Origin of the sequence: Sphingopyxis sp. UBA6723, from assembly GCF_002454115.1 — a bacterium.
In the GTDB taxonomy this organism is placed as follows: domain Bacteria; phylum Pseudomonadota; class Alphaproteobacteria; order Sphingomonadales; family Sphingomonadaceae; genus Sphingopyxis.
Genome location: NZ_DKIH01000010.1, coordinates 200,758 through 227,327, shown reverse-complemented (window position 1 = coordinate 227,327; position 26,570 = coordinate 200,758). Strand labels below are relative to the sequence as shown.

The following is a 26,570-nucleotide window of genomic DNA, read 5'->3' as shown; positions in this document are numbered from 1 at the left end:
CGTCCCCCGTCTCGCCGCTTCTCCCTCGGGAAGGCGGCACCTCAGCCCGGACGGGGCGACCATCGAAATTCTGGGCTGGGAGGGTTTCCACCGGGGTTCGCCCCGACGGAGGCCCACACGCCGTGCGGAATGGTCCGCCCGGCCTCTGTTGAGGAGTATGATCATGCGGACTGGCGTGATCGCGAAGAAAATGGGGATGACCCGCCTGTTTCAGGACGACGGCCGCCATGTGCCCGTCACCGTCCTGAGCCTCGAAGGCTGTCAGGTTATCTCTGTGCGCGAACAAGAACGCGACGGCTATGTGGCCGTCCAACTCGGTGCCGGATCGGCCAAGGCGAAGAACGTCGCCAAGCCGCAGCGCGGCGCCTTCGGCAAGGCCGAAGTCGAGCCCAAGGCAAAGGTCGTCGAATTCCGCGTCGCTGACGACGCGACGCTCGACGTCGGTGCCGAACTGTCGGCCGACCATTTCGTCGCTGGCCAGATCGTCGACATCCAGGGCGTGACCCAGGGTAAGGGCTTTGCCGGTGCGATGAAGCGTTGGGGTTTCGGCGGTATGCGCGCCACCCACGGCGTTTCGATCAGCCACCGTGCGCATGGTTCGACCGGTAACCGTCAGGATCCGGGCCGCGTCTTCAAGAACAAGAAGATGGCCGGTCACATGGGCGCGCGCAATCGCACCCAGCAGAATCTCGAAATCGTCCGCACCGACGTCGAGCGCGGCCTTCTCTTCGTCAAGGGCTCGGTCCCTGGCTCGAAGGGTGGCTGGCTGATGGTCCGCGACGCCGTCAAGCTGCCGCGTCATCCCGAAGCCCCCTATCCGGCGGGCATCAAGAGCGCGGCGAACGCCAATCAAGAAGCCCCGGCTGATGCGCCTGTGGAAACCCCGGTCGAAGACACCGTGGTCGACACTGCCACCACCGACGGCGCACAGGAGTCCTGATCATGAAGGTCAAGGTTCACACCATTGACGGCAAGGCCGGCGCAGACATCGATCTCAATGACGATGTGTTCGGCGTCGACCCGCGCGCCGACATCCTTCACCGCGTTGTCAGCTGGCAGCTCGAAAAGCGCCGCGGTCCGGCGCGTGCCGCTCGCGAACGCAGCGATGTGTCGCGCACCGGCAAGAAGTTCGGCAACCAGAAGGGCGGCGGTACCGCCCGTCACGGCGATCGCGCAGCTCCGATCTTCATCGGCGGCGGCAAGGCGCATGGCCCGCGTGCCCGCACCTTCGGCCACTCGCTGAACAAGAAGATCCGCACGCTCGGCCTGAAAATGGCGCTGAGCGACAAGGCGAAGGGCGGCAAAATCCTCGTTCTCGACACGCTCGAGCTCAAGGATGCCAAGACCAAGGCGCTCGCCGGCCAGCTCGGCAAGCTCGAACTCGGCAATCGCGCACTCTTCATCGATGGTGATGCGGTGCACGAAAGCTTCGCCATGGCGTCGGCCAACCTGATCGGTATCAACTCGATGCCGGCGATGGGTGCCAACGTCTATGACATTTTGCGCGCCGATACGCTGGTCCTGACCCGCGCCGGCCTCGAAAAGCTGGAGGCACGCTTCAATGGCTAAGGCAAAAACTGTCGACGCTCGTCATTATGACGTGATCCTGGCTCCAGTGATCACCGAAAAATCGACGATGCTCAGCGAAAACAACGCGGTGGTGTTCAAGGTCGCAGGCGATGCGACCAAGCCCGCCATCAAGGCCGCCGTCGAGGCGCTGTTCGATGTCAAGGTGATCGGCGTGAACACGCTCATCACCAAGGGCAAGACCAAGCGCTGGAAGGGCAAGCCCTACACCCGCAGCGACGTGAAGAAGGCGATCGTTCGTCTGGCCGAAGGCCAGTCGATCGACGTCACCACCGGCGTCTGATTGTAGGAAGAGGCAAAGAAAATGGCACTTAAGTCCTATAATCCGACCAGCCCCGCGCAGCGCGGCCTGATTCTCGTCGACAAATCGTCGCTGTGGAAGGGCAAGCCCGTCAAGGCGCTGACCGAAGGCAAGAACAAGACCGGTGGCCGCAACAACAAGGGCCATGTCACCTCGCGTGGCATCGCCGGCGGTCACAAGCAGCGTTATCGCATCGTCGATTTCAAGCGCCGCCTGTGGGACGTCGAAGGCACGGTCGAGCGTCTGGAATATGACCCCAACCGCACCGCGTTCATCGCCCTCGTCAACTATGGCAAGGACGATGCTGGCAAGGACCGCGTCGCTTACATCCTGGCGCCGCAGCGTCTGGCGGTTGGCGACAAGGTGATCGCGGGCAAAAAGACCGATGTGAAGCCGGGCAATGCGATGGAATTGTCGCAGATGCCGGTCGGCACGATCGTCCACAACATCGAAATGAAGCCGGGCAAGGGCGGCCAGATCGCTCGTTCGGCTGGCACCTATGCGCAGGTCGTCGGTCGTGACCGCGGTCTTGTCATCGTGCGTCTCGGTTCGGGCGAACAGCGCTACATTCGCGGCGATTGCATGGGTACGGTTGGCGCGGTTTCGAACCCCGACAACCAGAACACCAACCTCGGCAAGGCCGGTCGCAGCCGCTGGCTCGGCAAGCGCCCGCTGACCCGCGGTGTTGCTAAGAACCCGGTCGATCACCCGCATGGCGGCGGCGAAGGCCGTACCTCGGGCGGCCGTCATCCGGTTACCCCGTGGGGCAAGCCGACCAAGGGTGCGCGCACGCGCCACAACAAATCGACCGATAAGATGATCATCCGGTCGCGTCACGCGAAGAAGAAGAGGTAAGCCATGGCTCGCTCGGTCTGGAAGGGTCCTTTCGTGGACCTCCATCTGCTCAAGAAAGCCGAAACGGCCCAGGAAGGCAGCAGCAATGCGCCTATCAAAACCTGGTCACGCCGGTCCACCATCCTGCCGCAGTTCGTGGGGCTGACCTTCAACGTCTATAACGGCCGCAAGTTCGTGCCGGTATCGGTCAACGAAGACATGGTCGGCATGAAGCTGGGTGAATTTGCGCCGACGCGCTTCTTCCCCGGTCACGCTGCTGACAAGAAGGGCAAACGCTAATGGGCAAGGAAAAGTCCCCCCGCCGCGTTGCGGATAACGAGGCGCTGTCAGTCGGCACGCAGATTCGCGGTTCGGCGCAGAAGCTGAACCTCGTCGCTGCGCTGATCCGCGGCCGCAAGGTCGAAGACGCGATGAACATCCTCACCTTTTCGAAGAAGGCGATGGCTGTCGACGTGCGCAAGGTTCTCGCCAGCGCCGTCGCCAACGCGGAAAACAACCACAACCTCGACGTTGATGCGCTGGTTATCCAGGAAGCAAGCGTCGGCAAGTCGATCTCGATGAAGCGGTGGCATGCGCGCGGTCGCGGCAAGTCGACCCGGATCGTCAAGCCGTTCAGCCGCATCCGCATCGTTGTGCGCGAACAGGAAGAAGAGGCGTAATATGGGCCAGAAGAGCAATCCGATCGGCCTGCGCCTGCAGGTCAACCGCACTTGGGACAGCCGCTGGTTCGCCGAAGGTCAGGACTATGGCCGCATGCTGGTCGAGGATCTGAAGATCCGCCAGTTTGTGTTCAAGACCCTGCCGCAGGCCGCGATCTCGAAGGTCGTGATCGAGCGTCCCGCCAAGCTGTGCCGCGTGTCGATCTATGCCGCCCGTCCGGGTGTCATCATCGGCAAGAAGGGCGCCGACATCGAAAAGCTTCGCAAGAAGCTCGGCGAACTGACGGGCAGCGACGTGTCACTGAACATCGTCGAAATCCGCAAGCCCGAAGTCGACGCCAAGCTCGTCGGCCAGGGCATTGCCGACCAGCTCGAACGCCGCGTCGCGTTCCGCCGCGCCATGAAGCGTGCGGTGCAGTCGGCGATGCGTCTGGGCGCTGAAGGCATCCGCATCAACTGCGCCGGCCGTCTCGGCGGCGCGGAAATCGCACGTACCGAATGGTACCGCGAGGGCCGGGTGCCGCTGCACACGCTGCGTGCCAATGTCGACTATGCCGAATCGACCGCTCATACCGCCTATGGCGTGTGCGGGATCAAGGTGTGGATCTTCAAGGGCGAGATTCTCGGCCACGACCCGATGGCGACCGACCGTCTGATGCTCGATGCACAGACGACCGGCGTCCGTCCGGCTCGTGAAGATCGCCGCTAAGGACAACTGACATGTTGCAACCGAAAAAAACCAAGTTCCGCAAGGCTTTCAAGGGCCGTATCCATGGCAATGCCAAGGGTGGAACCAGCCTGAACTTCGGCTCCTATGGGCTGAAGGCACTCGAACCCGAGCGGATCACCGCGCGCCAGATCGAAGCGGCGCGTCGTGCGATCAGCCGCGCGATCAAGCGTCAGGGCCGTTTGTGGATCCGCATCTTCCCCGACGTCCCAGTGTCGTCGAAGCCGGCCGAAGTCCGCATGGGTAAGGGCAAGGGTTCGCCGGAATTCTGGGCCGCGCGCGTCAAGCCGGGCCGCATCCTGTTCGAACTCGACGGCGTTCCCGGCCCCGTGGCCGCGCTGGCATTCGAACGTGCGGCGATGAAGCTGCCGATCAAGACCAAGGTGATTGCCCGTCTCGGCGACACCTCGCACCTGGAGGGTTAAGGGCCATGTCCAAGACCGAAGATTTCAAGGCCAAGACCGACGATCAGCTGTCGGAACAGCTTGGCGAACTGAAGCGCGAGGCGTTCAACCTCCGCTTCCAGGCGGCCACCGGCCAGCTTGAAAAAGCATCGCGCGTCAAGGAAGTCCGGCGTTCGATCGCCCGCATCAAGACGCAGCAGACCGAGCGCACGCGCTCGGCCGCGAAGTAAGGAGACTATCGATGCCGAAGCGCATTCTGACCGGTACGGTGGTGTCCGACAAGGGCGACAAGACCGTCGTGGTGAAAGTCGAGCGGAAGGTGAAGCACCCTCTGTACGGCAAGATCATCCGCCGTTCGAAGAAGTATCACGCCCACGATGAGGACAACGCCATCAAGGCCGGCGAAACCGTCCGCATCGAGGAAACGAAGCCGATTTCGAAGCTCAAGACGTGGAAGGTGCTCGACAAGGTCGACACCCACAGCAAGCCGGCAACGGCTGCTCCCGCCGCGGCCGAAGGCTGACACCAGTTCACGGAACCGCCGGGGTAGCCCGGTAGGCCACAATAGAAGGAAATGCATCGATGATTCAGATGCAGTCACAATTGGAAGTCGCTGACAACAGCGGTGCCAAGCGCGTCCAGTGCATCAAGGTGCTGGGCGGGTCGAAGCGCCGTGTTGCCGGCGTCGGCGATGTCATCGTCGTGTCGATCAAGGAAGCTCAGCCGCGCGGCAAGGTGAAGAAAGGTGACGTGCATCGCGCCGTCATCGTCCGCACCCGCAAGGATGTGCGCCGCGCCGATGGCTCGGTGATCCGCTTCGACACCAACGCTGCCGTGCTCGTCAACAAGAACGAGGAGCCGATCGGCACCCGTATCTTTGGCCCCGTCGTCCGCGAGCTGCGCGGCCGTGGCTATATGAAGATCATCAGCCTGGCACCGGAGGTTCTCTGACCATGGGTATGGCCAAGATCAAAAAGGGCGACACGGTTGTCATCCTGTCCGGCAAGGACAAGGGCAAGACCGGCGAAGTGACGCAGAGCCTGCCGAAAGACGGCAAGGTTGTGGTCGCGGGCGTCAATGTCATCACGCGGCACCGCAAGCCGAGCCAGACCAACCCGCAGGGTGGTCTGGAACGCAAGGAAGCGCCGCTGCACGCGAGCAAGGTTGCGATTGCCGATCCCAAGAGCGGCAAGCCGACGCGCGTGCGTTTCGAAACCAAGGACGGCAAAAAGGTGCGTGTCGCCGTGAAGTCCGGGGAGACCATCAGTGGCTGATAATTACACCCCCCGCATGCGGACCCGCTATGACGAAGTGATCGTCAAGGCGATGACCGAGAAGTTCGGGTACAAGAACGCGATGGAAGTGCCGAAGATCGAAAAGATCGTGCTCAACATGGGCGTCGGTGAAGCCACGCAGGACAAGAAGAAGGTCGAAGCGGCAGCTGCTGAAATGGAGCTGATCGCGGGCCAGAAGCCTGTCGTGACCAAGGCCAAGAAGTCGATCGCTCAGTTCAAGCTGCGCGAAGGCATGCCGATCGGTTGCAAGGTCACCTTGCGCCGCGAACGCATGTACGAATTTCTTGACCGCCTGATCACCATCGCAATGCCGCGCATCCGCGATTTTCGCGGCGTGTCGGCGACGAGCTTCGACGGTCGTGGCAATTATGCCATGGGCCTGAAAGAGCAGATCATCTTCCCCGAAATCAACTATGACCGCATCGACCAGGTGCGCGGCATGGATGTGATCGTGACCACCACGGCGCGCACGGATGACGAAGCCCGCGAACTGCTCAAGCTGTTCGGCTTCCCCTTCCCGATCGCAGCCGAAGAAAAGGCAGCCGCTTGATCCTTTCGGATCAGGCTGGCTCTCTCTCAAAAGGAAAGAGAACTTAAGTCATGGCGAAACTGAGTTCGACGAACAAAAATGAGCGTCGCAAGCAGCTGGTGAAGAAATATGCCGGTCGCTACGCGAAGCTGAAGGCGATGGCAGCGGACACCTCGCTCGACGAAGGCGAGCGTCTGATCGCGCGCCTCAAGATGGCGGAAATCCCGCGCAATGGTAACCCGACCCGCATCCGTAACCGGTGCGAGATGACGGGGCGCCCGCGCGCTTATTATCGCAAATTCCGGCTGTGCCGTATTCAGCTCCGCGATCTGGCCAACAAAGGCCTGATCCCCGGTGTTGTTAAGTCGAGCTGGTAAGGGACTGACAAGATGGCAATGACCGATCCTTTGGGTGATATGCTCACCCGCATCCGCAACGGCCAGACGGCGAAGAAGGACAGCGTCCTGACGCCGGCCTCGACGCTGCGCGTCCGCGTTCTCGATGTCCTCCAGCGCGAAGGCTATATCCGCGGCTACAGCGAAGAAGCGCTGGGCGCCAAGGGCGAGCACAAGGGCATCCGCATCGAGCTGAAATATTTCGAAGGGCAGCCGGCGATCCGCCATGTGGCGCGCGTTTCGAAGCCGGGTCGCCGCATCTATTCGGGGTCGAAAGACCTGCCGATCGTGCGCAACGGCCTGGGCATCACCATCGTGTCGACCCCGCGCGGCGTCCTATCGGACGCCGAGGCTCGCGAGCATAATGTCGGCGGCGAAGTGCTGGCGGAGGTGTTCTGATGTCACGCATTGGTAAAAAAGCAGTCCCGATGCCCAGCGGTGTTACCGCTGCGATCGACGGCGGCCAGCTGTCGGTCAAGGGTCCGAAGGGCACCCTTGCGATGCCGCTGTCCGACAACATCAAATATGAAGTTGGCGATGGCAGCATTTCGGTGCAGCCGGCGAACGGTACCCGCGAAGCGCGCGCCTTTTGGGGCATGCAGCGGACTTTGGTGCAGAACCTGGTCACCGGCGTGACCGAGGGCTTCACCAAGGTTCTCGAAATCACCGGTGTCGGCTATCGCGCCAACTCGCAGGGCAAAAATCTGAAGCTGCAGCTCGGCTACAGCCATGATGTCGATTTCGCGGTGCCCGAAGGCATCGAGATCAAGACGCCCGACAACACCACGATCGAGATCAGCGGCATCGACAAGCAGCAGGTTGGTCAGGTTGCAGCGGAAATCCGCCGCTGGCGTAAGCCCGAACCCTATAAGGGCAAGGGCATCAAATATCGCGGCGAGTACATCTTCCGCAAAGAAGGCAAGAAGAAGTAAGCCATGGCACATCTTACCCAATTCGAAAAACGCCGTCAGCGCGTTCGTACCGCCCTCCGCAAGCGGGCTGGTGGGCGTGCGCGCCTGTCGGTGCACCGTTCGGGCCGGCATATCTATGCCCAGCTTATCGATGATGCCGCCGGCCAGACGCTGGCTGCGGCTTCGACGCTGGACAAGGATGTCCGCGGCAAGACCGGCGCGACCACCGCGGCGGCTGCCGACGTTGGCAAGCGCCTCGCCGCTGCCGCCAAAAAGGCGGGTGTGACGCAGGTCGTGTTCGACCGCGGCGGTTTCCTGTTCCACGGGCGCATCAAGGCGCTGGCCGACGCGGCTCGCGAAGGCGGATTGGAGTTCTAATATGGCAGACGAAGTACAGAACGTCGAAGGCGCTCCCGAAGCTGCACCCGCGCCCGAAGGTCAGGCTCCGCGCCGCGGCCGTGGCGGCGGTGCCGGTGGCCCTGGCGGCAACCGGGGTGGCCGTGATGGCGGTGGCCGTGGTCGCCGCGACGATCGTCGTCCGCGTGACGATGACGGCGGCGAAGAGCTGATCGAAAAGCTCGTCCACATCAACCGCGTGTCAAAGACAGTGAAGGGCGGCAAGCGTTTCGGTTTCGCTGCGCTCGTCGTCGTTGGCGACGGCAAGGGCCGCGCCGGTTTCGGTCATGGCAAGGCCCGCGAAGTGCCGGAAGCCATTTCGAAGGCGACCGCTGCTGCGAAAAAGTCGATGATCCGCGTTCCGCTGCGCGATGGCCGCACGCTGCACCATGATGGCCGTGGCCATTTCGGGGCTGGCCTTGTCACCGTTCGCTCGGCGCCTGCCGGTACCGGCATCATCGCCGGTGGCCCGATGCGCGCCGTGTTCGAATCGCTCGGCGTGGCCGACGTGGTGACCAAGTCGAACGGTACCTCGAACCCCTATAACATGATCCGCGCGACCTTTGAGGCGCTCGGCGAACAGACCAGCCCCAAGTCGGTCGCGCAGCGTCGCGGCAAGAAGGTGTCGGATCTGATCAAGCGCGGCGGTGCTTCCGACCGTGCAGCCGAAGCCGAAGCCGCGGCGGTGACGGAGTAAGATCATGGCTGACAAGAAGATCAAGATTCGCCAGATCGGCTCGCCGATCCGTCGGCCGAGCAGCCAGCGTGCCATCCTGACCGGCCTCGGCCTGGGCAAGATGCACCGCGAGGTCGAGCTGATCGACACCCCCGAAGTGCGCGGCATGATTCGCAAGCTGCCGCACATGGTGGAAGTCGTCGAGGGCTAAAGCGCGGTGAAGCTCTACCGCCTGTTGACCGGTCCCGACGACAGCGCATTCTGCGCCCGCGTCGAAGGATTGCTCAACCGGGGGTGGCAGCTCCACGGCAGCCCGTCGATCACCAGTGTCGATGGCCGCGGCTATGTCGCCCAGGCCATCGTGATGGAAAAGGCCGGGGCGTACCCCGGTTTTCAGCCATCGAGTGAAATTGAACCGGACTGAACGCCTTTCCCCGGAAAGCGGCAGTCCATAGCGCGACCACAGCGAAAGCGAGTGCAACCATGACGATCAAACTGAACGAACTCAGCGACAACAAGGGCGCCCGCAAGGGCCGGATGCGCGTCGGACGCGGCATCGGCTCGGGCAAGGGCAAGACCGCCGGCCGCGGCCAGAAGGGTCAGAAGGCCCGCAGCGGCGTCGCGATCAACGGCTTTGAAGGCGGTCAGATGCCGCTTCACATGCGTATCCCGAAGCGCGGCTTCAACAACATCTTTGGCAAGGACTTTGCGATCGTCAATCTGGGCATGATCCAGAAGCTGATCGACGCCAAGAAGCTCGATGCCAAGGCGGTGATCGATCACGCCGCGCTCAAGGCGGCTGGTGTGGCTCGCGGCGGCAAGGACGGCGTCCGCCTCCTCGCCAAGGGTGAATTTACCGCCAAGCTCAACTTCGCCGTGGCCGGCGCGTCGAAGGGCGCGATCGAAGCGGTCGAAAAGGCCGGCGGCAAGGTCGAACTGCCCGAAGCCAAGCCCGAAGGCGACGGCAAGAAGGCGCAGCGCCGCGCCAAAGCCAGGGCCGAATAATCGACGACAAGGGGCGGCTCAGAATACGGGCCGCCCTTTGCGGTTTGACAAACTTTTATTTCCCGTTCGTGTCGAGCGAAGTCGAGACACCCTTCGGGTCGGCGCAAGATCGAGCGGTATCTCGACTTCGCTTGATACGAACTGGCAGATGGGATGCCCGTTGGCGACGCGCTGCGTTGCGAAATAGGCTTTCTTCCCCTTGCGCTTCGTGACCGGCGAACGCACATAGGCGCCGGGTCGCGGGGGCGCGGTCCGGACTATCCGAGGATAATACCATGGCCTCTCGCGCCGACCAGCTTGCTTCCAACCTGAACTTTTCGAAATTCGGGCAGGCGACCGAACTGAAGAACCGCATCTGGTTCACGATCGGCGCGCTGATCGTCTTTCGCTTCCTGTCGTTCGTCCCTCTGCCCGGTGTCGATCCGGTCGCGCTGTCGACGCTCTACAGCCAGGCCGCGTCGGGCGGCGTCCTCGACATTTTCAACACTTTTTCGGGCGGCAGCCTGGAGCGCATGAGCATCATCGCGCTTGGCGTCATGCCCTATATCACCGCCTCGATCGTCGTGCAGCTGGCGGCGGCGCTGTCGCCCAGCCTCGCTGCGCTCAAGAAAGAGGGTGAGAGCGGGCGCAAGAAGCTCAACCAATATACGCGCTATGGCACGGTGTTCCTGACCGCGATTCAGGGCTATTTCGTTGCCGTCGGGCTCGAAACGCTCGGCGCGAGCCAGGGGATTGCCGCGGTCGTCGATCCGGGCATGATGTTCCGCATCGGCGCGGTGATCAGCATCGTCGGCGGCACCCTGTTCCTCATGTGGCTCGGCGAACAGATCACCGCGCGCGGGATCGGCAACGGCGTGTCGCTGATCATCATGGCGGGCATCCTGGCGCAGCTGCCGCGCAGCTTCGCCCAGATGTTCACCCAGGTGCGCGAAGGGTCGATGGGCGGCGGCACCGTGGTTGCGGTGTTTGCCGGTGCGATCCTGATCATCGCCTTTATCGCGTTCATGGAGCGCGCCCAGCGCCGCGTGCTGGTGCAATATCCCAAGCGCGCGACGCAGCGCGGCGGGATGCAGGCCGACCGCAGCCATCTGCCGCTCAAGGTCAACACCGCCGGCGTGATTCCGCCGATCTTTGCCTCGTCGCTGCTGCTGATGCCGCTGACGATCACCCAGATGATGGGCAATAATGTTCAGGGCGATACCGCAACCGGCGATTTCCTGATCTCGCTGAACCAGTATCTGGCGCATGGCCAGCCGCTGTACATGGCGCTCTATGCTGCGGGCATCATCTTCTTCTGCTTCTTCTATGTCGCCGTCGTCTTCAACCCAGAAGAAACCGCCGACAATCTGAAGCGCCAGAATGGCTTCATTCCGGGCATCCGTCCCGGCAAGAACACCGCCGCCTATCTCGATCATGTGCTGACGCGCATCACCGTGCTGGGTGCGGCCTATCTGGCTGCGATCTGTCTGATCCCCGAGTATTTCATTGCCCAGTCCGGGCTGCCCTTTGCGCTTGGCGGTACCAGCCTGCTGATCATCGTCAACGTCACGATCGACACGATCAGCCAGATCCAGAGCCACATGCTGGCGCATCAATATGGCGACCTGATCAAAAAGGCGAAATTGAAAGGCGGCGTTGCGCGGCGCTAAACGCCAAGCTACGGCAATTGCGACCGGGCAGAGGCAACAGGGGCTTCCATGACGCTGAACATCATTTTGCTGGGTCCGCCGGGGGCGGGCAAGGGGACGCAGGCGGTGCGCCTGGAAGACGAGCATGGCATGGTCCAGCTGTCGACCGGCGACATGCTGCGCGCCGCGGTCAAGGCGGGAACCCCGATCGGGGTCCAGGCCAAAGCGGTGATGGATGCGGGCGAACTGGTGTCAGACGACATTGTGTCGGGCCTGATCGGCGAACGGCTCGATCAGTTGGGCGGCGAAACCTCGGTGATCTTCGACGGCTACCCGCGTACTGCAGCGCAGGCCGATGCGCTCGACACGATCCTGTCGGACCGCGGCCGCAAGCTCGACCATGTCATCGAATTGCTGGTCGAGGAAGATGCGCTCGTTGACCGCATCACGGGGCGTTTCTCGTGCGGGAATTGCGGCGCGGGCTATCACGACCGCTACAAGCTGCCCAAGGTCGCCGACACCTGCGATCAGTGCGGCAGCCACGACTTCAAGCGTCGTCCCGACGATAATGAAGAAACGGTGCGCACCCGCATGGCCGAATATCGCGCCAAGACCGCACCGATCCTGCCGATTTATGACGCGCGCGGCATCGTGACGCGGGTCGATGGCATGGCGCCGATCGATCAGGTCAACGACGCGATCGAAGCCGTCCTGACGCCTGAGGCTTAGGGCAACATCTTTTATAACGTCATTGCGAGCGTAGCGAAGCAATCCAGAGTAGCGTAAACCGCTCTGGATTGCTTCGCTACGCTCGCATTGACGAAGTGGAGTGGCGGTAAGGGGGGATGACGATGCGCCTGAAATCTTGTCTCGTGAAGGTCGCGTTGTTTGCCGCGGCATCTTTTGCCGTTCCGGCGCAAGCCAAGGTCGTCGACCAAAGCGACGCCGGTTTCACCGTCGCGCACACCGCGCAGGTCGCCGCGACCCCCGCTGATGTGTGGAAAATGCTGCGGATGCCGCAAAACTGGTGGTCAAAGGATCATAGCTGGTCGGGCGACGCCGCGAATTTCTGGCTCGATTCGCAGGCCGGCGGCTGTTTCTGTGAGAAACTGCCCGACACTGGCGCGGGGGTCGGCAGCGTGCAACACGCGCGCGTGCTGTTCTCAAAACCAGGCCAGATGCTCCGTCTGTCGGGCGCCTTTGGCCCGTTACAGGGCGAGGCGGTCGGCGGCACGCTGACAATCCAGATCAAGGCGACCCCGACCGGCAGCGCGCTGCGCTTCGATTATGTCGTGGGAGGCTATATGCGCTTCAAGACCGCCGACATTGCCCCTGCGGTCGACAAGGTGATTGGCGAACAATTGCTGGGGCTGGCCAATGCGCTTGGTGGTGCGCTGCCGCCGTCGCGTGAAGAGAAGGCGGCGGCGGCCGAAGCGGCGGCCAAGCCCGCCGCCGAAACGCCGCCCGCCGAGGATGAGCCGGGGCTTGACGCCGCGGTCGCCGATCTGGTCGAGGACGCGCCGAAGGCCGAGCCTGAGAGCCGTTGACGTTAGATCGCCTGTAGTTGAGTCGTCATCCCGGCGAAGGCCGGGATCGCGCCCTCACGTCCTTCGGCACCGGTGAGATCCCGGCCTTCGCCGGGATGACGATGGCGGTTACGCCTTCGGCGTCCCGCGCAGCTTCGCCAGCGCCGCGAACGGCCCCGCCGCCTCCTCGCTCAGCACGCCTTTTTCCGCCAGCACACGATCGGCGTCGGGGTGGCGCGGGAAGGGGTCGAGTGCGAGCGATAGCGTCTGGACCGCCGCTTCGCCCAGATCGATCCGGTCGCCTTCGAGCGGCAGCAGGTCACAATCCTCGCTGCTGATCTCGATCTCTTCGTCGGCATCGACCGGCGCGTCGATATCGCGCAGGAAGCGCAGGTCGAACGGCTCGTTCAGCGTCGCCGGCACTGGCAGCCCGGTCGCCGCGCACGGCTGGACGATGCTGGCATCGACCGCGCCCTTGGCACCGATGCCGCCAGCGACGGCGCGAATCTCGGCAGTCACGGCAAAGCGATCGACCGCGATCAGCGCCAGCCGCTGCGCGATCCGGTCGCGCGCTTCGGCATCCGCCTCGACCGCCACGGATCGTCCTTGCGCGGCATCGGCCAGCGTCAGGATCAGCGAAAATTCGGGCGCCGCGCTCATGCCTCGGCGCCGCCCAGCCGATCCGTGACGATCAGCTCGGCCACCGGCGTCGCCGCCAGCGCTGCGCGCAGCTTTGCTACCTCGGCCATGACATGCGCCAGCCCCGCCGCATCGGGCTCATGACCGCGCCACAGGTTGCGGACCAGCGCGGCGCGCAGCTCCTCCGACCCGTCGGCGGCGCGATAGACGCCCAGCCGCCCACCGAGCGCGCCGACCATCCGCCCGATCTGCTTTCCGACGACCATGTCGCCAAAGCCGATCTGGCGCATCTGGCCGTCCATGTCGGTCACGAACAATTCGGTCAGTTCGACCCCGGCGCGCCCCTGTGCCGGATCTTCGTCGATGCGGTGGAGCACGAGCGCCAGCACCAGGCTGACCATGTCGAAGCGGCCATCGAGCGTGTCGGGGACACCGCCTGATGCATACCAATGCGGCGCGCGCGCGGTCGCGACAACGGCGTTCCACAGCGGACGGCGCGCCTCGCGCGGGTCGGGCTGCGTGCGGAAAAGATTGCGGAGTGAGAACATGCGTTCCGCTTAGGCGCAATTGGCGCCTTGGAAAAGGGGTGGGAACGCGCCGCGCCGGTCAGCTTGTGGCAAGCTTCACCGCGCCACAAGCGGCTTGTGCGTCCTATCCGCTTGCGGTTAAGAGGCGCGGGAGCGAGCGCCGACCGCTGGCAAAGGCCGCGACAGGCGCAACGGAGATTATAGATGCCGAATTTCAAGCTTTCGTCTGCCGCTCCGCGCGCGCGCCTGATCGTGCTCGGGCTTGCCGTCGCGCTTACCGCCAGCGGTTGTTCGCAGCTCAAGGGTCGGCAAGGTTATGTCGTCGATCCGTTGCTGACCAGCGCGATCACCCCGGGCGTCGACAATCGCGAATCGGTGGAAAAGACGCTCGGCCGTCCGACCTTTGTCGGCCAGTTCAGCGACAATGAATATTATTATGTCTCGCGCGAAACGCGCCAGCTCGCCTTTGCCAAGCCGCGCCCGGTCGACCAGCAGGTGCTGCGCGTCCGCTTCGATGCCGCGGGCAATGTGGCGGCGGTCGATCGCACCGGGCTGGAACTGGTGAGCAAGATCAGCCCCGAAGGCGACAAGACCCCGACGCTGGGCCGCGAGCGCAGCTTCTTTGAGGACATCTTCGGCAACATCGGCGCGGTTGGTGCGCCGGGTGCAGGCGCACCGAGCGGGCAGTAAGGCGTTTTGATCCTCCCTGTGGCGTAGCTATGAGGAGGTGGCAGCGCGAAGCGCTGACGGAGGGGCGATGGCGCAAAGGTCGCGGCCCCTCCACCACTCGCTTCGCGAGCGGTCCCCCTCCCCATGGCTGCGCCACAGGGAGGATCAATAGAAATTACTGCGCGATCCCGCCCGCCGCCAGCACCGCCAGCGTCACCAGATCCGACGCCGGCGACGCCATCGTCGCGACCTGCACCGGATGCTCCATGCCGACCAGCATCGGGCCGATGACGGCGCCGCCGCCCAGCTCGCGCATCAGCTTTGCTGACAGGTTCGCCGATTGCAGCCCGGGCATGACCAGCACATTCGCCGGTCCCGACAGGCGGCAGAACGGATATTTTGCCATCACCTTTTCATTCAGCGCGACGTCGGGCGCCATTTCGCCTTCATATTCGAACCCCGGCTTGCGCTGATCGAGGATCGCCACCGCGTCGCGGATATTGTCGAGCCAGCTGCCCGGCGGATTGCCAAAGGTCGAATAGGACAGGAAGGCGACGCGCGGCTCATGCCCCATCCGCCGCGCCACCTGCGCGGTGCGCTCGGCAATGTCGGCCAGCATTTCGGCGCTCGGCCGCTCGTTGACCGTGGTGTCGGACATGAAGATCGTCTGATGCTGGCCCACCAAAACATGGATGCCGAACGGCGTCTTGCCCTCCGCATGGTCGATCACCCGGCGCACTTCGCGCATCGTCTGCGAATAGGTGCGGGTAACCCCGGTGATCATCGCATCGCCCAGTCCGAGCTTGAGCAGCAGCGAACCGAAGATGTTGCGGTCGCGGTTGACCATCCGTTCGACATCGCGGCGCAGGTACCCGCGCCGTTGCAACCGCTCGTACAGAATTTCGACCATCTGCGGCACATGCGGCGAATTGACGCTATTGTGGACTTCATAGCTGTCGGGATCGGCGACCCCCATTTCCTTCAGCTTGTCACGCAGCCCCTCGCGGCCGACCAGCACCGGGGTTCCATAGCCGCCGTCGCGGAACTGGATCGCAGCGCGCAGCACCACCTCTTCCTCGCCCTCGGCAAACACCACCCGCTTGGGGTTGGCGCGCGCCGCTTCATAAGCGAGCGTCAGCACCGACGTCGTCGGGTTCAGCCGCGCGCGCAGCGAGGTGCGATAGGCATCCAGATCGGCGATCGGTTTCTGCGCGACCCCCGTTTCCATCGCCGCCTTCGCCACCGCGGCGGGGACGATTTCCATCAGTCGCGGGTCGAAGGGGGAGGGGATGATATATTCGGGGCCAAAGCTCGACGCCCGCCCGCCATAGGCGGCGGCGACTTCCTCGGGCACCTGCTGGCGCGCGAGGTCGGCAATGGCATAGGCGGCGGCGATCTTCATCTCTTCGTTGATCGCTGTCGCGCGCACGTCGAGCGCGCCGCGAAAGATGAAGGGGAAGCACAGGACATTGTTGACCTGGTTCGGGAAGTCCGAGCGCCCGGTCGCGATGATTGCATCCGGCCGCGCGGCGCGCGCATCGGGCGGCGAAATTTCGGGATCGGGGTTCGCCATCGCAAAGATGATCGGCGCGGGCGCCATGTCCTTGACCATCTCGGGCTTCAGTGCGCCTGCGGCCGACAGCCCGAGGAACACATCGGCACCAACCAGCGCTTCGGTCAGGTCGCGCGCTTCGGTCGGCACCGCATGCGCCGACTTCCACTGGTCCATGCCTTCCAGACGACCCTGATAGATGGTGCCCTTGCGGTCGCACATGATGACATTTTCGTGCCGCACCCCCATCGACTTGATCAGCGACGTACAGGCGATTGCGGCGGCACCGGCGCCGTTGACGACGACCTTCACCGTCGCGAGATCGCGCCCGGTCAGGTAACAGGCGTTGATCAGACCGGCGGCAGTAATGATCGCGGTGCCATGCTGATCGTCATGGAACACCGGGATGTTCATTTTTTCCTTCAGCGCCTGCTCGATGATGAAGCAGTTGGGTGCCGCGATGTCTTCCAGGTTGATGCCGCCAAAGCTGGGCGCGAGCAGTTCGACCGCTTCGATGAAGCGCTGCGGGTCTTCGGTATCGACTTCCAGATCGATCGAATCGACGTCGGCAAAGCGCTTGAACAGCACCGCCTTGCCTTCCATCACCGGCTTCGAGGCGAGCGCGCCGAGGTTGCCAAGGCCCAGGATTGCGGTGCCGTTCGAAATCACCGCGACCAGATTGCCCTTGATCGTATAGTCATAGGCCTTGGCGGGATCTTCGGCGATCGCCAGCACCGGGACGGCGACGCCGGGCGAATAGGCAAGCGACAGGTCGCGCTGCGTCGCCATCGGTTTCGACGCGACGATCTCGATTTTCCCGGGCCGCCCATGTTCATGATAAAGCAGGGCCTCGCGGTCCGAAAACTGCACCTTGCTGCCGCTGTCCATCATCCATCCCCTATCCAAATCGTCCGACGCGCGCCCGAACCCATTCCCTAACGTCACAGGCGGCGATTGTAACCCCGGCAATGTGGCTGGAGAAGGATGACGGGTTTCGCCTACTCTGCGCGGCGAGCGCGGTAACGGACGAAGCCGCCTATCTTCGTCACCCCGGACTTGATCCGGGGTCCATGCGGTCGCGCGCGGCGGTGGATCCCGGATCAAGTCCGGGATGACGAGGGTATGGAATTGACCAGTAGCAGACGCCTACAGTCGGACCTGTTGCACAGGATCGCCCCGCTCAAACTCCCAAGTTTCTGCCATATTCAACACGTCATCGAATGGTTCGTTCGGATGCGAGGTCGTGCATATAAAGCGATTCTCATCATTGCCTTCGCCCACTACGATTTCGTCGATAATTTCCTCAATCCTCTCACAACCCGGACCAACGACAGCCACGAGTGAAACGTCGTCGATGAGGCACTGTTCGACGAAGCCGTCTAGTAGCGCTTCATCCGATACCGGAACGTGCAAAATAATCTTGCGGGCAAACGTCATGCGGGCACGATAGACAGGCCAAAGCCTGCTTTCCACCCCAAAGCCCACATCGCTCAACCCCACCTTGCCATGCCGCCCCCAATCACTAAGCAGGGTGCGATGCTCGCCGCCGCTCCCAAACCCGCCAACAGCAACAGCGCCGCCCCCGCCGCGACGCCAATGATGGCGCAATATGGGGCGCTGAAGGAACAGGCGGGCGACTGCCTGCTCTTCTACCGCATGGGCGACTTCTTCGAACTGTTCTTCGACGATGCCAAGGCCGCGGCGGCAACGCTCGATATCGCGCTGACCTCGCGCGGCGAGCATGAGGGGCAACCGGTGGCGATGTGCGGGGTGCCGGTCCATGCCGCCGAATCCTATCTCGCGCGGCTGATCCGCGCCGGGCACCGCGTCGCCATCGCCGAACAGGTCGAAACGCCCGCCGAAGCCAAGGCGCGCGGCGGGTCGAAGGCGCTGGTGGCGCGCGCGATCGTCCGCTTCGTCACCGCGGGGACACTGACCGAGGAAAGTCTGCTCGAAGGGCGCAGCGCCAACCGCCTCGCCGCACTGGCCGAAGTCGGCAGCGAGGGTGAAGTCGCCATCGCCGCCGCCGATATTTCGACCGGACGCTTCGAGGTTGTCGCGGTGCGGCCCGAGGCGGTCGATGCCGAACTGGCGCGGCTGGGGCCGTCCGAACTGCTGGTCAGCGAGAGCGCGGGCGAGCTGCCGATGTCGTCGGCGCGCCAGATCGTGCGCCGACCCGCCCCTGAGTTTGCCAGCACAGCGGCGCAAAAGCGGCTCGAATCCTTTTTTGGCGTTCAGACGCTCGACGGCTTCGGCGCCTTTTCGCGCGGCGAAATTGCGGCGATGGGCGCACTCGTCGCCTATCTCGACCATGTCGGCACCGGCGCGCCGACTTTCCTCCAGCCGCCGGTGCGCCATCTGGCGTCGGGGCGGATGGCGATCGACGCGGCAACGCGCGAAAGCCTCGAACTCGTTCGGACGATGGCCGGGTCGCGTGATGGCAGCCTGCTCGGCACGATCGACCGCACCGTCACCGCGGCGGGCGCGCGCCTGCTCGCTGACGATCTGGCGAGCCCGCTCACCGACAAGGCCGCGATCCTCGACCGGCTTGACCTTGTCGATGGTCTCGCGCGCGATGCGTTGTGGCGCGGCGAATTGCGGGCGGCGCTGCGGGCGCTTCCCGACGCGGGACGCGCGCTCGGACGTTTGGTCGCAGGGCGCGGCGGCCCGCGTGATCTTGCGCAGCTGCGTGATGCGCTTGGCGGCGCGCGGCTCTTGCGCGAACGCCTCGCGCGCCGCGCCGACCTGCCACCGCTGCTTGCGCGCCTGCTCCCGGCGCTCGACGGTCATGGCGCGCTCGTCGACGAACTGTCGCGTGCGTTGATCGAAACCCCGCCGGTCGATGCCGCCCAGGGCGGCTATATCGCCGAGGGCTATGACCATGCGCTCGACGCCTTGCGCGAAACGGCGCGCGATGGACGCAAGGCGATCGCTCAGCTCGAAGCCGGGTATCGCGATCGCACCGGCATTGCCTCGCTCAAGATCCGCCACAACGGCGTGCTTGGCTATCATGTCGAGGTCCCCGCCAAACACGCCGACGCGCTGATGCTGCCCGACTCAGGCTTCACCCACCGTCAGACCCTTGCGGGCGTCGTGCGCTTCAACTCGGCCGATCTCCACGAAGCGGCGAGCCGCGTGACGCAGGCGGGCGTTCACGCCGTCGCCGCCGAAGCCGCGCATCTCGAATCGCTCACCGAAGCCGCTACCGCGCGGCGCGAAGCGATCGCGGCGAGCTGCGACGTCCTCGCCCGCATCGATGTCGCCGCAGCGCTCGCCGACCATGCGATGAGCCACAATTGGTGCCGCCCCGACCTGGCCGACACGCCGTGCCTCGACGTCGTCGGCGGGCGCCACCCGGTGGTCGAGGCGGCGCTGGCGAAAGCGGGCGAGCGTTTTGTCCCCAATGATCTGTCGCTCTCCGAGGCCGACCGCCTGTGGCTCGTCACTGGCCCGAACATGGGCGGCAAGTCGACCTTCCTGCGCCAGAACGCGCTGATTGTCGTGCTCGCGCAGGCGGGCGGCTTCGTCCCTGCCGCGTCGGCGAAGCTCGGCCTGGTCGACAAATTGTTCAGCCGTGTCGGCGCCAGCGATAATCTAGCGCGCGGCCGCTCGACCTTCATGGTCGAAATGGTCGAAACCGCCGCGATCCTGGCGCAGGCGACCCCCCAAAGTTTCGTCATCCTTGACGAGGTCGGGCGCGGCACCTCGACCTACGACGGGCTCGCGCTCGCCTGGTCGGTGGTCGAGGCGGTGCACGAAGTGAACAAGTGCCGTTGCCTGTTCGCGACGCATTATCACGAACTGACGCGGCTCTCCGAAACGCTGGACGCGCTCTCGCTCCACCATGTCCGGGCGCGCGAATGGCAGGGTGATCTCGTGCTGCTCCACGAACTCGCCGACGGCCCTGCCGACCGCAGCTACGGCCTCGCGGTGGCGCGGCTGGCCGGGGTTCCTGCGGCGGTCGTCAAGCGCGCCGAGGCGGTGCTGGCCAAGCTCGAGGCCGGGCGCGCGAAAACCGGCGGCCTCGCCGCGGGGCTCGACGACCTGCCGCTGTTCGCCGCGACCCTCGCCGCCGCGCCCGCCGAAAAGCAGGATGCGTTGCGCGAGGCGATCGCCCGGATCGACCCCGACGCGCTCGCCCCGCGCGAGGCGCTCGACGCGCTCTATGCGCTCAAGCGCCTGCTGGCGGACGAGACATGAGCGACATCTTCGACAAACTCGACAATCGCCGCGCGATCATCAACCGCCGCGCCCTTGCCGACCGGCTCGACGCCATCGCCGCCGAAAGCCAGGACGCGGGCGCGCGCCGCCGCGCCATGGTTGCGCTGCTCAAGGCGGCGCTTGATGACGGGCGCGCCGAGATTGAGCGCCGTCTGCTCGCGCACCCCTCGTCGGGCCGCCTCGCCGCCAGCGCCACCGCCTTCCTGATCGACCAGATCGTCCGCCTCAGCCACGATTTCACCGTCGGCCACCTTTATCCTTCGGGCAATAAATCTTCGGGCGAGCGGATCACCCTGATCGCGGTCGGCGGCTATGGCCGCGGCGAAATGGCGCCGTACAGCGACATCGATATCGGCTTCCTCACCCCGTTCAAGCAGACGAGCTGGACTGAAAGCGTGATCGAGGCGCAGCTGTACACGCTGTGGGATCTGGGGCTGAAGGTCGGTCATAGCAGCCGTTCGATCGACGAAATGGTCCGCGCGGCGAAGGACGACCTGACGATCCGCACAGCGCTTCTCGAGGGCCGCTTCATCTGGGGCGACCGGGAACTTTATGATCAGGCATCGGCGCGCTTCGATGCCGAAGTGGTTGCGGGCAATGCGCGCGCCTTCGTCGCCGACAAGCTCGCCGAGCGCGACGAGCGCCACAAGCGCATGGGCGATTCGCGCTACGTCGTCGAACCCAATGTGAAGGAGGGCAAGGGTGGGCTGCGCGACCTGCACACCTTGTTCTGGATCGGCAAGTTCATCCACCGCGTGCGCACCGTTCCCGAGCTGGTCGACGCAGGATTGCTCTCGGTGCGGGAGCTGCGCCAATTCGCCCGCGCCGAAAATTTCCTCCTCGCCGTCCGCTGCCACCTCCACACGATCACGGGCCGCGCCGAGGACCGGCTGACCTTCGACGTCCAGCGCGAGATTGCGGCGCGGATGCAATTCGCCGAGCGTCCCGGCAAAAGCGCGGTCGAGCGCTTCATGCAGCTCTATTTCCTTCATGCGAAGAGTGTTGGCGACGTCACCGGCACCTTCCTCGCCCACCTTGACGATCAGATGGCGGCGCGCGGGCGGCGTTTCCTGCCGACGCTCCGGCGGCGCCCCGGCAAGCTCAACGGTTTCGTCCTCGACCGCGGCCGCCTCGCGCTGCCATCGGACGATTTCTTTGCGGCTGACCCGGTGCGCCTGATCGAAATCTTCGCCCTCGCCGACAAGCACGGCCTCGAAATCCACCCGCAGGCGATGCGGCAGGCGCGGCACGAGGCGAAGCTGATCGAGACGCAGGGGGTGCGCCGCAATGCCCGCGCCAACGCGCTGTTCCTTGACGTGCTGACCAGCCCGCGCGATCCCGAAACGGTGCTGCGCTGGATGAACGAGGCGGGGGTGTTCGGCCGCTTCGTGCCCGATTTCGGCCGCGTCGTCGCGCAGATGCAGTTCGACATGTATCATCACTACACCGTCGACGAACATACGATCCGCGCCATCGGCCTGCTTGCCGATATCGAGCAGGGGCGGCTGATCGAAGACCATCCGCTGTCGACCGCGATCATGGGCCAGATCCACTCCCGACGTGTCGTCTATGTCGCGGTGTTGCTGCACGATATCGCCAAGGGGCGCGGCGGGGACCATAGCGTGCTCGGCGCCGAGCTGGCTTTACGCGTCTGCCCGCGGCTCGGGCTCAGCGACGCCGAGACCGAGACGGTGTCGTGGCTGGTGCGCTATCACCTCCTCATGTCGGCGACGGCGTTCAAACGCGACCTCGCCGATTTCAAGACGATCCTCGATTTCGCGGGGCAGGTACAAAGCCCCGAACGCCTCCGCCTGCTGCTCGTCCTCACCGTCGTCGATATCCGCGCCGTCGGCCCTGGGGTGTGGAACAGCTGGAAACGGCAATTGCTCACCGAACTTTACGACGCCGCCGAAGAAGTGCTGCGCCTCGGCCATAAGCAAAAGGGCCGTGAACAGCGGATCGCGAGCAAGAAAGAGGCGGTCGCGGCGCAATTCGGCTTCGACCAGAAGACCTTCGACAAGGTCGCCAAGCGCCTGCCCGAAAGCTATTGGATCGCCGAACCGGTCGAGGTCATCGCCGCCAACCTCGTCCATATCCGGCAGGCGGGCGATGCGCCGCTGCACATCGCCGCGGTCCCCGACGACGATCGCGGCGCGACCCTGGTGATGGTGCTCGCGGCCGACCATCCGGGGCTGTTTTACCGCATCGCCGGGGGCATTCATCTCGCGGGCGGCAACATCATCGACGCGCGTATCCACACCACCCGCGACGGCCTCGCACTCGACAATTTCCTCGTCCAGGATCCGATTGGCCGCCCGTTCGACGAACCGGGCCAGATTGGCCGACTGACGCGCGCGATCGAGGACGCGCTCGCCAACCGCCATAAACTCCTCCCCAAACTCGAAGCCCGCGCCCTCCCGCGCACGCGCGCCGAAGCCTTCCGCATCGCGCCCAATGTCTTCATCGACAACAAGGCATCGAATCGCTTTACCGTAATCGAAGTCAACGCACAGGACCGCCCGGCGCTACTCAACCAGCTCGCCTATGCGCTCTTCCAGTCGAAAGTGACCGTCCACAGCGCTCATGTCGCCACCTATGGCGAACGCGCGGTCGACACCTTCTATGTCACCGACCTGATCGGCGACAAGATCGACAGTGCGGCGCGGGTAAAATCTCTGGAGAAACGGCTGCTCGAAGCGGCGACGAGCGCGAGTGAGGACGCGGTGGCGGCGTAGGGAACGCCGCTTTGCGTTACCCCAAGGCGACGGCGGCCTGCGCGGTGCGCCTGGCCGCAATGCCACGCCGGTGACAGTCGGCGTCAACGGTTCATACCAACGCTATTGCCGTCTACGCCCCGCTTTTCTGCAGTTCTGCGTGGCGAAGGCCCGCCCGAAACGGGCGGTGGATCGGGGATGGCTGCCGCCTATGCTAAACATGTTGCAATCGACGATATTTGATGCATTAATATGAAAATGATCGCTCGGCGCGCCATTTTGTTTCGTGGTTTGGTCCACGTCCGCCGTTCGGTCGAATTCCACCTGACCGACTGGTTCGACGAATAGCCTATCCCCGTCGGGGGATCGGACTGTCGTTGTCGACGAAAATCGCGGCACCATAGCCGCACGGCATCGCCACCCGCTGGGTGGCGGCGTCCTCATTCCCCGTATGTCATCTGATCGCGGCAGGCTGACGCCTGTCCTTTCTCTGCAAAAGGGGTTTGGCATGTTTTTTTCTCATAACCGGCGCGCCCGTCTCGGCGCCCTGATGCTGCTGATCGGCAGCAGTTCCTTATCTGCAATGGCGCAAGCGCAAAGCCAGGAGGATGGCAGCGACATTGTGTCGCCAGCGACTACGGACCAAGACGCGATCGTCGTTACCGGGACGCGGATCAAGGGCGTGGATGCCATTGGCCCGGTCCAGACCATATCGGTCACGCGCGAGGATATTTTGGAATCGGGCGGATCGACGTTGATCGACGTTTTGAAAGACCTGCCTGCCGCTGGCGGCGGCGGGGCAACGTTTTCGACCGCCACGGCCGGCCCCTTGTCGTCCGACACGCCGGTGGGCGCATCGGCGGTGTCCCTGCGCGGTCTGGGTGCATCCTCGACCTTGACGCTGATCAATGGTCGCCGCGCGCAGATCAGCGCCTTCGCGCGCGGCACCGAAAGCTTCATCGACGCAAGCTCGATTCCGCTGGCGGCGATCGAGCGGGTCGAAGTGCTTCCGTCTGGCGCCTCGGCCATTTATGGCGCCGATGCGGTGGCCGGTGTCGTCAACTATGTGCTGCGCAACGATTTCAAGGGCGCCGAGCTGTCCGCCAGCTATGGCGATTCGACGGCGGGAACCAATGAGGGCAGGTTGAACCTGACCGCGGTGCTCGGGACCAAAATTGGCGACCGCAATCACGTCATGCTGGTGGTCGATTATTTTCAGCGGAACCCGTTTTTCCTGAAAGACCGCGCGATCAGCCGCAACAGCTTCCGGCCCAGCCAACAAGGTTTCTATCCCAGTTTCAACGATCTTTTCCTGCAATTTTTCGACCAAACCGAAGAGCCGCAGGACGGTGGTTGCGCCGCCGATGATTTCGATGTTGGCAATCTCGGCGAGTATTGCGCGGTCAACACCAACGCCTTTGTGTCGGCGAGCGACCGCCTGGAAACGATCGGCGGCCTGTTTACCCACCAGTTTGAAATCAGCGACTGGCTGACCTGGTATAATGACATACTCTATCAGCATGTCAGTTCACGCGGCGTCGGCTCACCCGCCAATTTCTCGCGCGCGCCGATCGATCCGGAAAATCCGAACTGGCCCGCGGCGCTTCAGGCCGACATCATCGCCGAGGGCGGCGCGGGCGATTTCAGCGATTATTTCGGCTTTCCCATCTACGCCTGGGGTAAAATACCGGCGCCGCGAGCGGTCTCGGTCAAGTCCGACAGTTACCGCGTCACCAGCGGACTGAAAGGGGCGCTCGGTGGCGACTGGACGTTTGATACCGCCGTGCTGTTCGGCGGCAACGACCGCGTCCAGCGCGGACTGTCGGGACTTGTCGTGTCGAAGAACTTCTACGACGCCAATTTGGGCAATTTGTGCAGCGACGGTTCGCGGGTCGAGCGGTGGGATGTCGATCTGGGGCGTCCGGATGCGAGCTTCGTCGGCGATACGTGCGAAGACATCGGCAAAACGACTTTATGGTATAATCCGTTTGGCGGGCAGACCGATCAGGCGGCGGGAATCGCCGAACTGTTGGGGACGACGGCGGAGCGACGTGGGCGCTCGCGCCTCTACGCGTTCGATGGCAGCGTGACCGGAACGCTCTTTGACATGCCGGCCGGGGCGGTAAAGGGCGCCTTCGGCGGCGAATTCCGCCGCGAAACCCTGCGCGATACACCCTCGGGCCTGGCGGTCGCGACCGAGGACAACCCGGAACCGATCCTTGGCTTTTCGTCGACCAGCGCGCGCGCCAAACGCAACAGCTGGGCGCTCTATGGTGAAGTTTATATTCCAGTCGCCGACCGTTTCGACGTCCAGGTCGCGGGCCGCTACGATCATTATCAGGGCTTTGGCGGCGACTTTAATCCCAAGATTGCGGCGCGCTGGGAGGCCGCCGACTGGCTGACCTTGCGGGGCAATTATGCCACGTCGTTCCGCGCCCCATCGCTGGCGCAAAGCGGCGCCGGGGTGCTGCTGTCGTCCTACACCGTGGATTGTTCGGCGACGCCCGCGGCGTGCGGCAACGATCCCGACGCCGATGGCGAATCCTTGTTGTCGGAAGACGTCGGCAACCCGGGTCTCGGTGCCGAAAATGCGCGCAGTTTTGGCGGCGGCGTCGTGCTGACGCCGACCCGCGATATCAATCTGCGGGTCGATTACTGGAATATCCGGCACCGCAATCTGGTCGGGATCGATCAGGATGATTTCATCCGCCGGGCGCTCGCCGGGGAGTTTGCGGTGGCGGGCCCGGGCCTGCTGCCGACCGGTACGCCGGGGGTCGAAGTCACCAATAATTTTGTCACTGACGCGCATTTTCAGATCACCAACCTTGGCTATCAGCAGACCGACGGGTTGGACTTTTCCTACACCCACAATCTGAAGGAGACGTCGATCGGCCGCTTTTCGCTGCTGCTTGATGCGACCTATTATCTCAACTTCAAGCGCAAGGCGTCACTCGCCAGCCCAGAGGAACAGCTGGCGGGCGATTATCTCTACCCGCGGCTCTATGCCACCGGCAAGATTCGCTGGCGCAGCGGCGATTTCGGCGCGACGTTCGGCGGGCGTTATGTGACAGGCTATCGCGACGATCCGGCCGATCGGACGCTTGAGGCACTCGGGCTGCCGCTCGATGCCAAATATCGCGTCGATGACTATGTCACGTTCGATCTCAATCTCAGCTATGATTTTGGTCGCGACAGCTATGTCCAGCTGAACATCCGCAATCTGTTCGATCGCGATCCGCCGCGCGTTCTGGGCTCGGGTACCAACGTCGATCTTTACAATCATGACCTGATCGGCCGTTTCGTCACGCTTCGCTTGACGCGCCGATTCTGATCGCGCTGAACCGCCGGGCGCGC

The 26,570-nt window shown here is 64.0% G+C and carries 32 protein-coding genes; 28 read left to right on the top strand and 4 right to left on the bottom strand.

Annotated features, from left to right (window positions below; translation table 11 throughout):
• Nucleotides 1-163 precede the first annotated feature (163 nt).
• From rplC to B4F07_RS09565, 24 genes are all read left to right on the top strand, one after another.
• Nucleotides 164-940 (top strand): 50S ribosomal protein L3, encoded by a 777-nt coding sequence (gene rplC, locus B4F07_RS09680; protein WP_293701246.1) that lies wholly within the window; start codon nt 164-166, stop codon nt 938-940.
• A 2-nt stretch (nt 941-942) separates the two neighbouring features.
• Entirely contained in the window at nt 943-1,569 is a 627-nt protein-coding gene (gene rplD / locus B4F07_RS09675) for a 50S ribosomal protein L4 (protein ID WP_088439844.1), read from the top strand.
• Complete coding sequence (locus B4F07_RS09670; protein WP_293701247.1) at nt 1,562-1,870, top strand: 50S ribosomal protein L23; 309 nt, start codon at nt 1,562-1,564, stop codon at nt 1,868-1,870. Before rplD ends, B4F07_RS09670 begins: the two co-directional genes overlap by 8 nt.
• A gap of 21 nt (nt 1,871-1,891) precedes the next feature.
• Complete coding sequence (rplB, locus tag B4F07_RS09665) at nt 1,892-2,743, top strand: 50S ribosomal protein L2 (RefSeq protein ID WP_293701248.1); 852 nt, start codon at nt 1,892-1,894, stop codon at nt 2,741-2,743.
• Between the two features lie 3 nt (nt 2,744-2,746).
• On the top strand, nt 2,747-3,022 hold the full coding sequence (gene rpsS / locus B4F07_RS09660) for a 30S ribosomal protein S19 (protein ID WP_039578279.1): 276 nt from the start codon (nt 2,747-2,749) through the stop codon (nt 3,020-3,022).
• On the top strand, nt 3,022-3,402 hold the full coding sequence (rplV, locus tag B4F07_RS09655) for a 50S ribosomal protein L22 (RefSeq protein ID WP_088439838.1): 381 nt from the start codon (nt 3,022-3,024) through the stop codon (nt 3,400-3,402). The genes rpsS and rplV overlap by 1 nt, the downstream gene beginning before the upstream one ends.
• A 1-nt stretch (nt 3,403) precedes the next feature.
• Nucleotides 3,404-4,111, top strand: coding sequence for a 30S ribosomal protein S3 (gene rpsC, locus B4F07_RS09650; RefSeq protein ID WP_088439836.1), 708 nt, complete (start codon nt 3,404-3,406; stop codon nt 4,109-4,111).
• Between the two features lie 11 nt (nt 4,112-4,122).
• Nucleotides 4,123-4,554, top strand: coding sequence for a 50S ribosomal protein L16 (rplP, locus tag B4F07_RS09645; RefSeq protein WP_088439834.1), 432 nt, complete (start codon nt 4,123-4,125; stop codon nt 4,552-4,554).
• A gap of 5 nt (nt 4,555-4,559) precedes the next feature.
• A complete protein-coding gene (rpmC, locus tag B4F07_RS09640) occupies nt 4,560-4,763 on the top strand; it encodes a 50S ribosomal protein L29 (RefSeq protein ID WP_088439832.1) in 204 nt (67 codons plus the stop codon).
• Between the two features lie 11 nt (nt 4,764-4,774).
• Complete coding sequence (gene rpsQ / locus B4F07_RS09635; RefSeq protein ID WP_088439830.1) at nt 4,775-5,056, top strand: 30S ribosomal protein S17; 282 nt, start codon at nt 4,775-4,777, stop codon at nt 5,054-5,056.
• A 59-nt stretch (nt 5,057-5,115) separates the two neighbouring features.
• Nucleotides 5,116-5,484, top strand: a complete 369-nt coding sequence (gene rplN / locus B4F07_RS09630) for a 50S ribosomal protein L14 (RefSeq protein ID WP_088439828.1) — start codon at nt 5,116-5,118, stop codon at nt 5,482-5,484.
• Between the two features lie 2 nt (nt 5,485-5,486).
• Nucleotides 5,487-5,807, top strand: a complete 321-nt coding sequence (rplX, locus tag B4F07_RS09625) for a 50S ribosomal protein L24 (protein ID WP_088439827.1) — start codon at nt 5,487-5,489, stop codon at nt 5,805-5,807.
• A complete protein-coding gene (gene rplE, locus B4F07_RS09620) occupies nt 5,800-6,378 on the top strand; it encodes a 50S ribosomal protein L5 (protein ID WP_293701249.1) in 579 nt (192 codons plus the stop codon). Before rplX ends, rplE begins: the two co-directional genes overlap by 8 nt.
• Before the next feature lie 50 nt (nt 6,379-6,428).
• A complete protein-coding gene (rpsN, locus tag B4F07_RS09615; RefSeq protein WP_293701250.1) occupies nt 6,429-6,734 on the top strand; it encodes a 30S ribosomal protein S14 in 306 nt (101 codons plus the stop codon).
• 12 nt (nt 6,735-6,746) lie between these two features.
• Nucleotides 6,747-7,151 carry a 30S ribosomal protein S8 gene (rpsH, locus tag B4F07_RS09610; RefSeq protein WP_137751521.1) on the top strand — a complete coding sequence of 135 codons (405 nt, stop codon included), beginning with the start codon at nt 6,747-6,749 and terminating at the stop codon, nt 7,149-7,151.
• Nucleotides 7,151-7,684, top strand: coding sequence for a 50S ribosomal protein L6 (rplF, locus tag B4F07_RS09605; protein WP_293701252.1), 534 nt, complete (start codon nt 7,151-7,153; stop codon nt 7,682-7,684). Before rpsH ends, rplF begins: the two co-directional genes overlap by 1 nt.
• Nucleotides 7,685-7,687: 3 nt before the next feature.
• The gene (gene rplR, locus B4F07_RS09600) at nt 7,688-8,041 is read left to right on the top strand and encodes a 50S ribosomal protein L18 (protein ID WP_088439820.1); all 354 of its coding nucleotides are present in this window, start codon (nt 7,688-7,690) and stop codon (nt 8,039-8,041) included.
• Nucleotide 8,042: 1 nt separating this feature from the next.
• A complete protein-coding gene (gene rpsE, locus B4F07_RS09595; RefSeq protein WP_293701254.1) occupies nt 8,043-8,756 on the top strand; it encodes a 30S ribosomal protein S5 in 714 nt (237 codons plus the stop codon).
• A 4-nt stretch (nt 8,757-8,760) separates the two neighbouring features.
• Nucleotides 8,761-8,946 (top strand): 50S ribosomal protein L30, encoded by a 186-nt coding sequence (rpmD, locus tag B4F07_RS09590; RefSeq protein WP_293701256.1) that lies wholly within the window; start codon nt 8,761-8,763, stop codon nt 8,944-8,946.
• 6 nt (nt 8,947-8,952) lie between these two features.
• Nucleotides 8,953-9,159: a DUF1737 domain-containing protein gene (locus tag B4F07_RS09585; protein WP_293701258.1), complete on the top strand. Its 207-nt coding sequence runs from the start codon at nt 8,953-8,955 to the stop codon at nt 9,157-9,159.
• A 59-nt stretch (nt 9,160-9,218) separates the two neighbouring features.
• Nucleotides 9,219-9,740: a 50S ribosomal protein L15 gene (gene rplO / locus B4F07_RS09580; RefSeq protein ID WP_293701260.1), complete on the top strand. Its 522-nt coding sequence runs from the start codon at nt 9,219-9,221 to the stop codon at nt 9,738-9,740.
• Nucleotides 9,741-10,015: 275 nt separating this feature from the next.
• Entirely contained in the window at nt 10,016-11,389 is a 1,374-nt protein-coding gene (gene secY / locus B4F07_RS09575; protein ID WP_293701262.1) for a preprotein translocase subunit SecY, read from the top strand.
• Between the two features lie 48 nt (nt 11,390-11,437).
• Nucleotides 11,438-12,097 (top strand): adenylate kinase, encoded by a 660-nt coding sequence (locus tag B4F07_RS09570; RefSeq protein WP_293701264.1) that lies wholly within the window; start codon nt 11,438-11,440, stop codon nt 12,095-12,097.
• A 122-nt stretch (nt 12,098-12,219) separates the two neighbouring features.
• Complete coding sequence (locus B4F07_RS09565; RefSeq protein WP_293704739.1) at nt 12,220-12,915, top strand: hypothetical protein; 696 nt, start codon at nt 12,220-12,222, stop codon at nt 12,913-12,915.
• A gap of 108 nt (nt 12,916-13,023) precedes the next feature.
• Here the strand turns inward: B4F07_RS09565 and B4F07_RS09560 are convergent, their stop codons facing one another.
• Complete coding sequence (locus B4F07_RS09560; protein ID WP_293701266.1) at nt 13,024-13,554, bottom strand: YceD family protein; 531 nt, start codon at nt 13,552-13,554, stop codon at nt 13,024-13,026.
• Entirely contained in the window at nt 13,551-14,081 is a 531-nt protein-coding gene (locus tag B4F07_RS09555) for a ubiquinol-cytochrome C chaperone family protein (RefSeq protein ID WP_293701268.1), read from the bottom strand. The genes B4F07_RS09560 and B4F07_RS09555 overlap by 4 nt, the downstream gene beginning before the upstream one ends.
• A 183-nt stretch (nt 14,082-14,264) precedes the next feature.
• Here B4F07_RS09555 and B4F07_RS09550 point away from each other — a divergent pair, with 183 nt between their 5' ends.
• Nucleotides 14,265-14,750 (top strand): outer membrane protein assembly factor BamE, encoded by a 486-nt coding sequence (locus tag B4F07_RS09550; RefSeq protein ID WP_293701269.1) that lies wholly within the window; start codon nt 14,265-14,267, stop codon nt 14,748-14,750.
• A gap of 154 nt (nt 14,751-14,904) precedes the next feature.
• On the opposite strand, the gene B4F07_RS09545 is transcribed toward B4F07_RS09550, so the two are convergent.
• On the bottom strand, nt 14,905-17,169 hold the full coding sequence (locus B4F07_RS09545) for an NADP-dependent malic enzyme (protein ID WP_293701804.1): 2,265 nt from the start codon (nt 17,167-17,169) through the stop codon (nt 14,905-14,907).
• Between the two features lie 258 nt (nt 17,170-17,427).
• Nucleotides 17,428-17,718 carry a hypothetical protein gene (locus tag B4F07_RS09540; protein ID WP_293704737.1) on the bottom strand — a complete coding sequence of 97 codons (291 nt, stop codon included), beginning with the start codon at nt 17,716-17,718 and terminating at the stop codon, nt 17,428-17,430.
• A 159-nt stretch (nt 17,719-17,877) separates the two neighbouring features.
• Here B4F07_RS09540 and mutS point away from each other — a divergent pair, with 159 nt between their 5' ends.
• The 3 genes from mutS to B4F07_RS09525 all read left to right on the top strand — a co-directional run bounded on the left by mutS (nt 17,878) and on the right by B4F07_RS09525 (nt 26,547).
• On the top strand, nt 17,878-20,481 hold the full coding sequence (gene mutS, locus B4F07_RS09535) for a DNA mismatch repair protein MutS (RefSeq protein WP_293704772.1): 2,604 nt from the start codon (nt 17,878-17,880) through the stop codon (nt 20,479-20,481).
• On the top strand, nt 20,478-23,237 hold the full coding sequence (locus tag B4F07_RS09530; protein ID WP_293701275.1) for a [protein-PII] uridylyltransferase: 2,760 nt from the start codon (nt 20,478-20,480) through the stop codon (nt 23,235-23,237). The genes mutS and B4F07_RS09530 overlap by 4 nt, the downstream gene beginning before the upstream one ends.
• 487 nt (nt 23,238-23,724) lie before the next feature.
• Entirely contained in the window at nt 23,725-26,547 is a 2,823-nt protein-coding gene (locus B4F07_RS09525) for a TonB-dependent receptor plug domain-containing protein (protein ID WP_293701277.1), read from the top strand.
• The last annotated feature ends 23 nt before the right edge of the window (nt 26,548-26,570 follow it).

Bases quoted from the DNA above. Each gene is read 5' to 3' on its own strand.
- rplC (WP_293701246.1), top strand. From the start codon at position 164: ATGCGGACTGGCGTGATCGCGAAGAAAATGGGGATGACCCGCCTGTTT.
- rplD (WP_088439844.1), top strand. From the start codon at position 943: ATGAAGGTCAAGGTTCACACCATTGACGGCAAGGCCGGCGCAGACATC.
- B4F07_RS09670 (WP_293701247.1), top strand. From the start codon at position 1,562: ATGGCTAAGGCAAAAACTGTCGACGCTCGTCATTATGACGTGATCCTG.
- rplB (WP_293701248.1), top strand. From the start codon at position 1,892: ATGGCACTTAAGTCCTATAATCCGACCAGCCCCGCGCAGCGCGGCCTG.
- rpsS (WP_039578279.1), top strand. From the start codon at position 2,747: ATGGCTCGCTCGGTCTGGAAGGGTCCTTTCGTGGACCTCCATCTGCTC.
- rplV (WP_088439838.1), top strand. From the start codon at position 3,022: ATGGGCAAGGAAAAGTCCCCCCGCCGCGTTGCGGATAACGAGGCGCTG.
- rpsC (WP_088439836.1), top strand. From the start codon at position 3,404: ATGGGCCAGAAGAGCAATCCGATCGGCCTGCGCCTGCAGGTCAACCGC.
- rplP (WP_088439834.1), top strand. From the start codon at position 4,123: ATGTTGCAACCGAAAAAAACCAAGTTCCGCAAGGCTTTCAAGGGCCGT.
- rpmC (WP_088439832.1), top strand. From the start codon at position 4,560: ATGTCCAAGACCGAAGATTTCAAGGCCAAGACCGACGATCAGCTGTCG.
- rpsQ (WP_088439830.1), top strand. From the start codon at position 4,775: ATGCCGAAGCGCATTCTGACCGGTACGGTGGTGTCCGACAAGGGCGAC.
- rplN (WP_088439828.1), top strand. From the start codon at position 5,116: ATGATTCAGATGCAGTCACAATTGGAAGTCGCTGACAACAGCGGTGCC.
- rplX (WP_088439827.1), top strand. From the start codon at position 5,487: ATGGGTATGGCCAAGATCAAAAAGGGCGACACGGTTGTCATCCTGTCC.
- rpsN (WP_293701250.1), top strand. From the start codon at position 6,429: ATGGCGAAACTGAGTTCGACGAACAAAAATGAGCGTCGCAAGCAGCTG.
- rpsH (WP_137751521.1), top strand. From the start codon at position 6,747: ATGGCAATGACCGATCCTTTGGGTGATATGCTCACCCGCATCCGCAAC.
- rplF (WP_293701252.1), top strand. From the start codon at position 7,151: ATGTCACGCATTGGTAAAAAAGCAGTCCCGATGCCCAGCGGTGTTACC.
- rplR (WP_088439820.1), top strand. From the start codon at position 7,688: ATGGCACATCTTACCCAATTCGAAAAACGCCGTCAGCGCGTTCGTACC.
- rpsE (WP_293701254.1), top strand. From the start codon at position 8,043: ATGGCAGACGAAGTACAGAACGTCGAAGGCGCTCCCGAAGCTGCACCC.
- rpmD (WP_293701256.1), top strand. From the start codon at position 8,761: ATGGCTGACAAGAAGATCAAGATTCGCCAGATCGGCTCGCCGATCCGT.
- rplO (WP_293701260.1), top strand. From the start codon at position 9,219: ATGACGATCAAACTGAACGAACTCAGCGACAACAAGGGCGCCCGCAAG.
- secY (WP_293701262.1), top strand. From the start codon at position 10,016: ATGGCCTCTCGCGCCGACCAGCTTGCTTCCAACCTGAACTTTTCGAAA.
- B4F07_RS09570 (WP_293701264.1), top strand. From the start codon at position 11,438: ATGACGCTGAACATCATTTTGCTGGGTCCGCCGGGGGCGGGCAAGGGG.
- B4F07_RS09565 (WP_293704739.1), top strand. From the start codon at position 12,220: ATGCGCCTGAAATCTTGTCTCGTGAAGGTCGCGTTGTTTGCCGCGGCA.
- B4F07_RS09560 (WP_293701266.1), bottom strand. From the start codon at position 13,554: ATGAGCGCGGCGCCCGAATTTTCGCTGATCCTGACGCTGGCCGATGCC.
- B4F07_RS09555 (WP_293701268.1), bottom strand. From the start codon at position 14,081: ATGTTCTCACTCCGCAATCTTTTCCGCACGCAGCCCGACCCGCGCGAG.
- B4F07_RS09550 (WP_293701269.1), top strand. From the start codon at position 14,265: ATGCCGAATTTCAAGCTTTCGTCTGCCGCTCCGCGCGCGCGCCTGATC.
- B4F07_RS09545 (WP_293701804.1), bottom strand. From the start codon at position 17,169: ATGGACAGCGGCAGCAAGGTGCAGTTTTCGGACCGCGAGGCCCTGCTT.
- B4F07_RS09540 (WP_293704737.1), bottom strand. From the start codon at position 17,718: ATGACGTTTGCCCGCAAGATTATTTTGCACGTTCCGGTATCGGATGAA.
- mutS (WP_293704772.1), top strand. From the start codon at position 17,878: ATGATGGCGCAATATGGGGCGCTGAAGGAACAGGCGGGCGACTGCCTG.
- B4F07_RS09530 (WP_293701275.1), top strand. From the start codon at position 20,478: ATGAGCGACATCTTCGACAAACTCGACAATCGCCGCGCGATCATCAAC.
- B4F07_RS09525 (WP_293701277.1), top strand. From the start codon at position 23,725: ATGTTTTTTTCTCATAACCGGCGCGCCCGTCTCGGCGCCCTGATGCTG.